The organism is Streptococcus sp., assembly GCF_019414905.1.
Lineage (GTDB): Bacteria > Bacillota > Bacilli > Lactobacillales > Streptococcaceae > Streptococcus.
Genome location: NZ_DXLC01000251.1, coordinates 1 through 9879, shown reverse-complemented (window position 1 = coordinate 9879; position 9879 = coordinate 1). Strand labels below are relative to the sequence as shown.

Below are 9879 nucleotides of genomic sequence, written 5' to 3'. Positions count from 1 at the left end.
TTGTCCTTTCTCGAGCTTAGCTGACTTCAACCCACTACAGTTGACAAAGAGCCATTTTTAGCTTATATCCATTCCATTTTAGAAATTACGTCCTGACTTATTATAGCCATATTTTTCCACAAAATACTCACGGAATTCCAAGAGATTGTCATCTATGATGGCTTGTCGCACTTGCTTCATCAGGTTAAGCAAGAAGTAAAGATTGTGGTAGCTAGTCAAGCGAATACCAAAGGTTTCATCAGCCTTGAGCAGGTGACGAAGGTAGGCGCGTGTGTAGTTCTTACATGTGTAGCAATCACACTCAGGATCCAGTGGCGTAAAGTCCTCAGCAAACTGAGCATTTTTGACAACCAAACGACCTTGACTGGTCATACAAGTTCCGTTACGAGCGATACGAGTCGGCAAGACACAGTCAAACATATCTACCCCACGAATCACCCCATCAATCAAGCTATCTGGCGCTCCCACACCCATCAAATAGCGAGGTTTATTTTCAGGCAGCAGTTGAGTTGTAAAGTCCAAGACCGCATTCATCTCTTCATGGGTTTCTCCAACTGCTAAACCACCAATAGAGTAGCCTGGGAAATCCATGCTGACAAGGTCGTGAGCCGATTGGCGGCGAAGATCTTCAAATCCTGCCCCCTGCACAATTCCAAACAAGCCTTGATCATGCGGACGACGATGAGCCTTCAAACCACGCTCAGCCCAACGACTGGTACGCTCGATCGATTTCTTAACGTAGTCATAAGGCTGATAAAACTGGGGACATTCGTCAAAGGACATCATGATGTCTGAGCCCAGATTATTCTGAATAGAGATGGCTTTTTCTGGGGACAAGAACATCTTAGAACCATTGAGATGGTTTTTAAAGGTTACTCCTTCTTCTGTGATATTACGGCTATCAGCTAGGGAATAAACCTGGAAACCACCACTATCTGTCAAGATAGGCTGGTCCCAATTCATGAACTTGTGGAGACCACCTGCACGTGCAATGAGTTCATCTCCAGGACGAAGCCACAAGTGATAGGTGTTTGATAGGATAATTCCCGAACCCATCTCCTTCAATTCTTCAGGCGACTGAGTTTTGACAGTGGCTTGAGTTCCAACTGGCATAAACATAGGTGTCGGAAAGGTTCCGTGGGGAGTGATAATTTCTCCCAGACGAGCTCCCGTGTGTTTTTCTTTCTTAATCAAACGATATTTGATTGGTGAATCTGACATTTTTTACCTCCGAAGCTGGGAAAGACAGTCCCAGTTCATACTTTGTGCCCAAGGGCATACTGTATGATTTTATCAAAAAAAGCTGGAACTGTCACGAACTATGGTATAATGAGAGAATGAAATACCCAAAAATTGATTTAAAAACCATTCGTCTGCAGGCTAGACAATTTCAAGCTGAAAATCCCCGCCTCTTTCTCGTCTATCTCTTACCTAGTATACTGGTCATCTTGTCTGGCTTCCTCAATCCCTTAGAGCGCATCAACGAGTCTATTTTAGAGCAATACTTTTTAAGCGTGTTTGGCCATGTATTCCAAGCCTACCTTTTTCCACTATTAGTCTCCTTTATCGGGGCAATACTTCTAACCAGTTCAGTCTATACAACCCTAAAACTCATCAAGAATCCAGATACAGAACTATCCGTCAAAAATAGTCTTACTCTCTTTAACGAAGCACACTTTTCACAAACCTTTTTGACTCTACTTCTCAAACGTTTCTATCTCTTTTTATGGAGCATTCCTAGTTTACTCGGAATTTACTTTCTTTTTTACAGTAGCTTTCTAGCAAAGAAATTCGTTGTCCTTCACCCTGAGTTTCCCAATCTGGATCTCACGTCAATTGAAACCGAGCGTTTCCTCATGACCTTTGGTCTTTACTTTCTAGCAAGTATACTCTTGATGATTGTCGGAAATAGTCTCTATATTCCACAATACTATGCCTATTCGCAGGTAGAATTTCTCCTCTGTGACACCCTAGATTTAGGACAAGCCAAACCAGGACAAATCCTTAAAACCAGCCGTTTCCTGATGAAAGGCTATAAATTTCAGCGCTTTATTCTAGACCTACAACTCCTCCCTTGGTACTTCCTCAATTGGATTACTTTTGGAATTGCTAGTTTCTCACTCCTACCCTACATTCAAATCAATAAAATGATTTTTTACCGAGCAGTATTGGCTCGAAAACGTCCAAAAGCTTGAAGGTTTTCCCTCAAGCTTTTTTCTATCAATGAGTTTCTCCGCCTACCAACTTGAGGTCTTGATCTCCATGTTCGATAATGGCGCCGATTGCCGCTTCTATCCCTCGCCTAATATCCACTAAACTCATAGCTGGGGTAGTCGGTCGATTCACCACCTGTTCCATCATATAAGGAATATGCATAAAACCTGCCTTAACATGTGGAAATTTCTTTTCTACCAAATAGAGGGCCTGATACATCAAATGATTGCAGACAAAAGTCCCTGCCGTATTAGAAACAGAGGCCGGCAATCCCTCTTTTTTTATAGCTTGAACCATCGCTTTAATCGGCAGACTACTAAAGTAGGCCGGAGCACCGTCTGGGCGAATGGGAAGGTCAATCGTTTGATTACCTTCGTTATCAGGAATGCGTGCATCGTCTTGATTAATGGCTACTCGCTCAGGTGTCAAGCTGGTTCTTCCACCTGCTTGGCCGATACAAAGGACAAAGTCAGGTTGATAACGACTCATCTCTTCTTCCAATACTTGGGCCGATTTGTGAAAGACTGTTGGCACTTCTAACCAACGGACCTCAGCACCATGGATTTCAGCTGGTAAACCTTTAATGGCCTCCAAAGCTGGATTGACCTTTTCCCCTCCAAAGGGCTCAAAACCTGTCACTAATACTTTCATTTCTAACTCCTCAAAACCAATTCAATGAGACTTTTTTCTTAAAAACAAGTATAACATATTTTCCTTATTCTGGAGTGAAAAGGACTAGAAAGACTAAGATTGACCTTTGAACTTATTTAAAGAGTAAAATACTAATCAAGGCCAAAATAGCTGGTCCACCTTGCTTCAAAATAATTTTCTTATCTGCTGTGAGAGAGCCATAAGCCGCAGCACCAATCACAAATAAAACAAAAATAGTCACAATTTCTAAATTCTGTGAGAAATAAATTCCATACAAGAGAAAGACTCCTAACAAAGCATTATAAATCCCTTGATTTTTAAACAATGAACTTACTGACGGACGAGCCAGTTCTTCCTTGTCCATGTTAAAGACACGACTAGTCGCATCTGATTGCGTTGCAATACTTTCCAAATAAAAAATGTAAAAATGCTCCAAAGCAACGATCGTTGCTAAAATGATTGTAATAATTGACATCTATTTCTCCTTAGATCTCTATATTCTCAATACCCAAAACCAATTTATTTAATAAACGGCTGAGTTCTGTTCTTTCAGACTCTGTTAAGATACTTTCCATCGCTTCTTTAACCTTGATATGCTTCAGAGGAGGATTCACCACTAACTGCTCCTTGGCATACTTCGTAGCCTCTACCAACACTTCTCGCTGATTTTCAGGATTACGATGACGCTCCACCAAACCTTCCTTTTCCAGAATTTTGAAATGTCGTGTCAAGGCGGCCTGATCAATCTTCAAACGCTCCTGAACCGCTATTTGATTACAAGGGGAATGCTTCAACAAAAATAATAAAATCTGATACCGTGTCAAACTAATCCCAAGTCTTTTTTCAAACAATTGCGTGCTCGCTTGCTCAGACAAGCGGAGTTGATAAAGTAAATCTTGAATCTCTAACATTTCTTCCTTCTTTCTGTTGACTTATCAATAGTTGACTAATCAAATATAATACAAAGTAAAATAAATTGCAAGAATGTTGCTTCAATCATTACAAAATGGTAACTTCCATTTTCCATCCATATTGATACTCAATGAAAATCAAAGAGCAAACTAGGAAGCTATCCGTAGGTTGCTCAAAGCACAGCTTTGAGATTGCAGATAAAACTGACGTGGTTTGAAGAGATTTTCGAAGAGTATGACAAAGAAAAAACGAACGAGACTCGCTTCCTATCACGAAAGCTAGATCTCATTCGTCAAAATGATATTACCAAGTCTGGTTTATCCATTCATTGAAACGTGAACGTGGTCATAGTGGTTTTCTGTCACACTACCACGGTCTGGCATTGGGTTCCAAGTATTAGCTGGTCCATATTTGCTATCGAATGGAGCATAGAAACGTTGTTTCCAGATAATGTAACTAATTCCACGGCTGGCCATGTTTTGAATAGCGTATTCCGCAAGCTTATCCCCTAGTTCTGAGCTTTCTGGTACCATGAAGTCGATAGCCAAACCTTTTCCGTGATCTCCACTGTCTCCTGGACGGTAACCACTAAAGGATGTGATGCCAAACAAGTTAGCAATTTCTTCTTTAAAGGCAGCTGTTTGTGGTTGAAGGCCTGCATTTTCAGATTTCGCTACCGCAAGTCCAGCATAATCGGGCGCTGCTGGAGCCGCGTAAGTTGTTGAAACTGTTTTCTTCTCTTCTAGTTGATAAGTAGAAACTGCTGGTGTAGCTTCACTTGATGCTACTTCTTTTACTTCTTCTAAACTTGTTGCAGTTGTTTCTATTGCTTTTTCTTCTACTGGAGTTGTAGTTGTTTCCACTGTTGACTCAGCCTGAGGGCTTGCTTGTGTTTCCTCTTTCTCAGCTGGAGTCGTTGCCTGAGGAGCTGCTTCTGCAACTGCATTGCTTGTTTCGGCTATTTGCTTCTCTGAAACAGAATTTCCTGTAGATGGCGCGACTTCTTCTGCAGTAGTAACTGTCTCTGCAACTTCTGAACTTGATGCCACTTCTTTTGTTCTTGTAGTTTCTACCGCTTTTGGATCTTCTGCAATCGGTTGAGAAAGATCTGCAACCTGAACAGTTTGAGCATCAACGGTCACTTGATTGGTTGTCAAATCTGCTGTCGCAGTTGTCACTTCCTCACTAGAAGCTGCTCGAGGAGTTTGGATTTCAACTTCTGTTACTTCTTCTGCTTCATTGACAGTCGTTGTCAAAACGGTTTCTGGGAAAATCAGGTCCATATTGGTGATTTTATTCAAATTCGCAAGAACTGTGACATCTACACCCAAGGCTTCTGCAATTGTGCTCAAGGTATCACCATACTGAACGGTATAACTTGTTTTGTTATCCGTTTTATTCAAATCATTTTGGATTTGCTCAACACTACGTGCAGTCCAAAGAAGTTCTTCTGCTTGGGTTGCCAATACTGGGGCAAACGACAAGGCTACTGTTGAGGCTAATAATATTCTTTTCTTCATTCTTTCAAATTCCTTTCAAATGAGTACCTGTCTATGATAACACAAAAAATGCAGAAAAAAAGCCCTCTCGGGCCTATTTAACAGAACTGTCTATTCCTTGTAACAAACTCAGTTACTTGAAATAGTTTGTTAGGTCTCTGTCACAAAACTGACACAATATTTTTATTGCTTAGCCTCAAAAATACAGTAAATATCTGCTAACGCTTGAATCCTGTGATTACCTTCATAAGTCGACTCTAAAAAGTTGATACTTTGAATACCACTATTCTGGGCAAATTCCACATCCAGAGTCCGATCCCCTATATAATAGGTTTTCTCAGGATCCAACTGATACTTGTCTAACAGATAGGTAGCCGCTTCCGGATTAGGCTTGCGAGCAAAGCCACTCTGACTGGTTAGAATCTCTGTAAAATAAGATTCCAAACCCAAGTCTCTGAGAATGGTAAGAGCATTGTCTCCCTTATGAGTGTAAACAAACTGCTGAATTCCTGCTTGGTCTGCCCAAGCTAGCATCTCACGCGCACCTGGCATCAAAACTACCTGAGCATTCTTCTCAGCCAGACTCTGTGCACGCACCTGATTTAGAACTTCCACATCCAGCTTTCTCTCTTCTGCCACCTGCACAAGTAAATCCTGCACAGAAAACTTGAGGATAAACTCTCTCACCTGCTCCTTTTCATAAGGAATAGAAAACTGAGCAAAAGTTTCCTCAATCCCTGACAAAATCGCTTCATAAGAGTCCAATAAAGTCCCGTCTAAATCCCAAATAAAAGCTGTTTTTTGCATTTCCTATCCTTTCAAGCTCACATAATGCTGGTAACGGTAACGTAGAAATAACCAACGAAAACCATTATCCAAAAGGGTTCCGGCCCAAATACCGGGCAAGCCCCAACCAAGCACAATCCCCATCAGATATCCTGTTCCAATGCGGATACACCACATTCCTATACTTGTCGCATAAAAGGGAAGACGAGCATTCCCCAAGCCCTGCCAAACAGCCGTATAGATGACTGTTCCAGCCGCCATGGGGGTCCCTAGTAGTGAAAAAAGTGTCACTAGAACACTAGCCTCCACCGCTAGAGAATCATTCGTATAGAGATGAGTCAGTGGTATGCCCAAAGCATAGATACTGAAGGTCAAGGGTAACATGAGGACCAGAGAAAGCCAAAAGACTTGTTTACTCAAACTTGCGACTCTTTTCCGATCATCCTCACCAACCGCTCGAGCCACCAGCATGACCGTTGCCGTAGCGACGCCAAAGGCAGGCATGTAGTTAAACTGGGTCAAGACTTCTCCGACTGCATTCCCAGCAACTGCCTCCGTTCCAAAAGAAACGACCAAGGCAATGATAACGACATCGCCAGCCCGCATCATAAGCCGCTCTCCAGCTGCTGGCAAAGCTAAGGTCAATAGTTCCTTATCTAAACCAAAAGTCGGTTTCTCAAAAGGCAACTTTAATTGCGACCATAAAATCACAAGACCTACCAAGCGAGACAGAATTGTCCCCCAAGCAACACCAGCTATCCCCATATCCAGAACAAAAATAGCTAGACTTGAAAAAAGAATATTCAAGGCATTTGATAAAAGACTCACATAGAGGGGCAAACGTGGATTATGAGTTGCACGAATCAAGGCTCCCAAACTAGTCATTAATCCCAAAAGAACAATCGAACCGCCTACCAAAGATAGATACAGTCCTCCACTCTCAGCTACAGCCCTCTCCGTTCCCAATAGTCCTATCATCTCTTGCCCAGCGAAGACGGACAAAGCTCCTAAAAGGAAACTTAATAGTAAGGTAATCTTCAAGGCCTCAGTCACATGATAGGCTAGCATAGATTGATCCTTCTGCCCCAAACTTTTTGAAATAACACTGGAAATAGCAGCTCCCAAAGCGATGAAAATCGCCTGGTAAATCGTGATAATATTGCCAGCTACTGATACACCCGAAATAGCTATCAAGCCCAAGTGGGCTACCAAGTAACTATCCACCATCCCCATGAGCATCTGCAAAAAGTTTTCGCCCATAGCTGGCAAGGCAATATTAAGAATGTCTTTATTTTTCTTAAACAATCCGTCCTCCTGATGAAAAGAAACTCAGTTGGTTTCCCAACCGAGTTTACTCCCTCTGTCTTAAAGTCCTAGATAAGCCTCAACCGCTGCTTGCATGTCAACAGCTGCCACTGTTGTCTTGTGACGAACAGGAGCTGTTTCAAGCCCATCAACTGCTGGTGGTACTGCAACGCCTGAGATTTCATGTAATTGAGCCAAGGCCTCAAAGTCGCCAAGTCCTGATTTTCCAGTTACAGCTTCTACTGCAACCACTGGGAACTTGTATGGACTCGCTGTTGAAGCAATCACTGTCTTAGTCACATCGCCAGTAGCCGCTTGATATTTCTTATAAACTGCCGAGGCAACCGCCGTATGTGGATCCTCGATATAAGAATCTGACTCATAAACACGCTTGATTTCTGCCGCTGTTTCTTCTTCAGTCGCATATTCAGCTGCAAAGAGGTTAAGAATCTCTGCATCAAAGTCTGTCAACTCATATTGTCCTTGCTTGTTCAAGGCATTCATGAGTTCAGCTGTTTTAGCCACATTATTACCCAAAAGGTGGAAAATGAGACGCTCCAAGTTTGAAGATACCAAGATATCCATAGATGGGCTAGTTGTTACCTTAAACTCACGTTTCTTATCATAAACACGTGTCTTGAAGAAGTCTGTCAAAACATTGTTGTCATTTGACGCACAGATTAATTTACCAACTGGTAGGCCAATTTGCTTAGCATAAAATGCAGCCAAGATATTTCCAAAGTTTCCAGTTGGCACTGTGAAGTTGACCTTATCACCAGCCACAATCTCACCAGTCTTAACAAGCTGAGCGTAGGCATAAACATAATAAACAATCTGTGGCACCAGACGACCGATATTCATCGAGTTAGCTGATGAGAACTGGAGCTTGTTGGCTGCCAATTTTTCACGAAGAGCCACATCGTTAAACATGTGCTTCACATTTGTTTGGGCATCGTCAAAGTTACCATCAATGGCGATAACATGAGTATTGTCACCAGTCTGAGTAGTCATTTGCAACTCTTGTACCTTGCTGACACCATCTTTTGGATAAAAGACGACAATCTTAGTACCAGGCACATCCGCAAAGCCCGCCATAGCAGCTTTCCCAGTATCACCAGATGTTGCTGTCAAGATAACAATCTTATTTTCCAAACCATGTTTCTTAGCAGCAGTCGTCATAAAGTATGGCAAGATAGACAAGGCCATGTCCTTAAAGGCAATCGTAGAACCATGGAAGAGTTCCAGGTTGTATTGCCCGTCTAATTTCACCAAAGGCGCAATAGATGGAGTATCAAATTTACTATCGTAGGCATTGTTGATACAGTAGTCCAACTCTTCAGCTGTAAAGTCATCTAAAAATGCTGACAAAACTAACTTAGCAACTTTCTGATAAGAAGCATCTTTCAATTTGTCAAAGTCCAAATCTACCTTTGGATAAGTAAGCGGTGTAAACAAACCACCATCCGTTGCCAAACCTTGCAAAATTGCTTGGCTAGCAGTTACTATATTGTTGGCATCACGCGTTGATTGATAAACTAATGTCATTACTCTCTATCCTTTATCTATAGTCTCATCCATTATATCATGATTTTTCAGAAAATTCTCCTTTTACAAGAGAAATTATAGGCTCAATTCTTCTTTCAAAGGCTGTAAATAGCTCATTTCTTGCTTATTTCTCATCTTCAGTCCTTCATCAGCTAGCAGGAGTAAGTCTTTTGAAAACTCTATAATCGCAGTTTTCTCCTCATCTGTAAGCTTTTTCTTAGAAAATTGTCGTCTTAAAAACTTGTAATCACGACCAAATTTTTTAAAGAAAGGTGTTGTTTCTAAGTAAGCTTCTAACTTGTCTAAATTAACCAACAATCCCAAGTGAAAGGCTGCTGAAGTAAAAGTCCTACCAAGAGGCTGAGTACACACACTACGAAACTCAACTGTTCCGCGAGTTGTTAAGTCTTGGTACTGATAACTACGATGAGTTTCAAAGTCTTTCTCTTGAGGGTAAATAAGAACCTCTTCCCCATTAAGATCAAATGCTTGGATTTCAGGTGTAGCCAAATAGTCCCTAGCCTGAATCGGATAAAAATAATAGGTTTGTCCATCACGTTCCGCAGTAAAAATTGCAGAATGATCTAGATAGTCAAAAAAATCATCCTCATCTTTAAAGAGGCTAGCATTGACACCAACATTCTCTGGATAGATACCATGCATAGATTCTTCCCAGAAAATATCTCTTGAGATTTTTGTATCCCAATCCGCACCTGTAAACTCAGAGTTTGCAAATAAGTAAGCCTTAGCCGCTTCAATTTGAGTAAAAGCATTAATCACCCGTAAGTAGTTGGATTTTGAAATATCCAGCTGAACCTGACTCCCACAGATAAAAGCCCCATATTCAGGGAAATTATGTAAATCTGATTTAGTAACATTTCTACTCAAATTCAAATAATCCATCAACATCTGATAGCGTGGATATGCCACTGGACAATTCTCATTTTTATCGCAGTTAGGATGAATT

The 9879-nt window shown here is 41.4% G+C and carries 10 protein-coding genes; 1 reads left to right on the top strand and 9 read right to left on the bottom strand.

Annotated elements, in window-relative coordinates:
* Positions 1 to 78: 78 nt before the first annotated feature.
* On the bottom strand, positions 79 to 1221 hold the full coding sequence (gene tgt, locus QZ359_RS07600; RefSeq protein WP_125411299.1) for a tRNA guanosine(34) transglycosylase Tgt: 1143 nt from the start codon (positions 1219 to 1221) through the stop codon (positions 79 to 81).
* A gap of 116 nt (positions 1222 to 1337) precedes the next feature.
* On the opposite strand from tgt, the gene QZ359_RS07595 reads away from it, so the two are divergent.
* Positions 1338 to 2195 carry a DUF975 family protein gene (locus tag QZ359_RS07595; RefSeq protein ID WP_261044330.1) on the top strand — a complete coding sequence of 286 codons (858 nt, stop codon included), beginning with the start codon at positions 1338 to 1340 and terminating at the stop codon, positions 2193 to 2195.
* Between the two features lie 25 nt (positions 2196 to 2220).
* Here QZ359_RS07595 and pcp read toward each other — a convergent pair whose 3' ends face one another.
* From pcp to QZ359_RS07555, 8 genes are all read right to left on the bottom strand, one after another.
* A complete protein-coding gene (gene pcp, locus QZ359_RS07590) occupies positions 2221 to 2865 on the bottom strand; it encodes a pyroglutamyl-peptidase I (RefSeq protein WP_293965211.1) in 645 nt (214 codons plus the stop codon).
* A 112-nt stretch (positions 2866 to 2977) separates the two neighbouring features.
* Positions 2978 to 3340: a DUF1304 domain-containing protein gene (locus QZ359_RS07585; protein WP_061087522.1), complete on the bottom strand. Its 363-nt coding sequence runs from the start codon at positions 3338 to 3340 to the stop codon at positions 2978 to 2980.
* 10 nt (positions 3341 to 3350) lie between these two features.
* The gene (locus QZ359_RS07580) at positions 3351 to 3776 is read right to left on the bottom strand and encodes a MarR family winged helix-turn-helix transcriptional regulator (RefSeq protein ID WP_194250513.1); all 426 of its coding nucleotides are present in this window, start codon (positions 3774 to 3776) and stop codon (positions 3351 to 3353) included.
* A gap of 318 nt (positions 3777 to 4094) precedes the next feature.
* On the bottom strand, positions 4095 to 5297 hold the full coding sequence (locus tag QZ359_RS07575) for a LysM peptidoglycan-binding domain-containing protein (RefSeq protein ID WP_293965206.1): 1203 nt from the start codon (positions 5295 to 5297) through the stop codon (positions 4095 to 4097).
* 162 nt (positions 5298 to 5459) lie between these two features.
* Complete coding sequence (locus tag QZ359_RS07570; RefSeq protein WP_261030564.1) at positions 5460 to 6083, bottom strand: HAD family hydrolase; 624 nt, start codon at positions 6081 to 6083, stop codon at positions 5460 to 5462.
* A gap of 3 nt (positions 6084 to 6086) precedes the next feature.
* On the bottom strand, positions 6087 to 7367 hold the full coding sequence (locus QZ359_RS07565; protein ID WP_261030563.1) for an MATE family efflux transporter: 1281 nt from the start codon (positions 7365 to 7367) through the stop codon (positions 6087 to 6089).
* A 60-nt stretch (positions 7368 to 7427) separates the two neighbouring features.
* Positions 7428 to 8912, bottom strand: a complete 1485-nt coding sequence (gene thrC, locus QZ359_RS07560) for a threonine synthase (protein ID WP_261030562.1) — start codon at positions 8910 to 8912, stop codon at positions 7428 to 7430.
* A 75-nt stretch (positions 8913 to 8987) separates the two neighbouring features.
* A partial coding sequence (locus QZ359_RS07555; protein WP_293965204.1) for a gamma-glutamylcysteine synthetase occupies positions 8988 to 9879 on the bottom strand: 892 nt, incomplete at its 5' end.

Bases quoted from the DNA above. Each gene is read 5' to 3' on its own strand.
- QZ359_RS07585 (WP_061087522.1), bottom strand. From the start codon at position 3,340: ATGTCAATTATTACAATCATTTTAGCAACGATCGTTGCTTTGGAGCAT.
- QZ359_RS07570 (WP_261030564.1), bottom strand. From the start codon at position 6,083: ATGCAAAAAACAGCTTTTATTTGGGATTTAGACGGGACTTTATTGGAC.
- QZ359_RS07595 (WP_261044330.1), top strand. From the start codon at position 1,338: ATGAAATACCCAAAAATTGATTTAAAAACCATTCGTCTGCAGGCTAGA.
- thrC (WP_261030562.1), bottom strand. From the start codon at position 8,912: ATGACATTAGTTTATCAATCAACGCGTGATGCCAACAATATAGTAACT.
- QZ359_RS07580 (WP_194250513.1), bottom strand. From the start codon at position 3,776: ATGTTAGAGATTCAAGATTTACTTTATCAACTCCGCTTGTCTGAGCAA.
- pcp (WP_293965211.1), bottom strand. From the start codon at position 2,865: ATGAAAGTATTAGTGACAGGTTTTGAGCCCTTTGGAGGGGAAAAGGTC.
- tgt (WP_125411299.1), bottom strand. From the start codon at position 1,221: ATGTCAGATTCACCAATCAAATATCGTTTGATTAAGAAAGAAAAACAC.
- QZ359_RS07575 (WP_293965206.1), bottom strand. From the start codon at position 5,297: ATGAAGAAAAGAATATTATTAGCCTCAACAGTAGCCTTGTCGTTTGCC.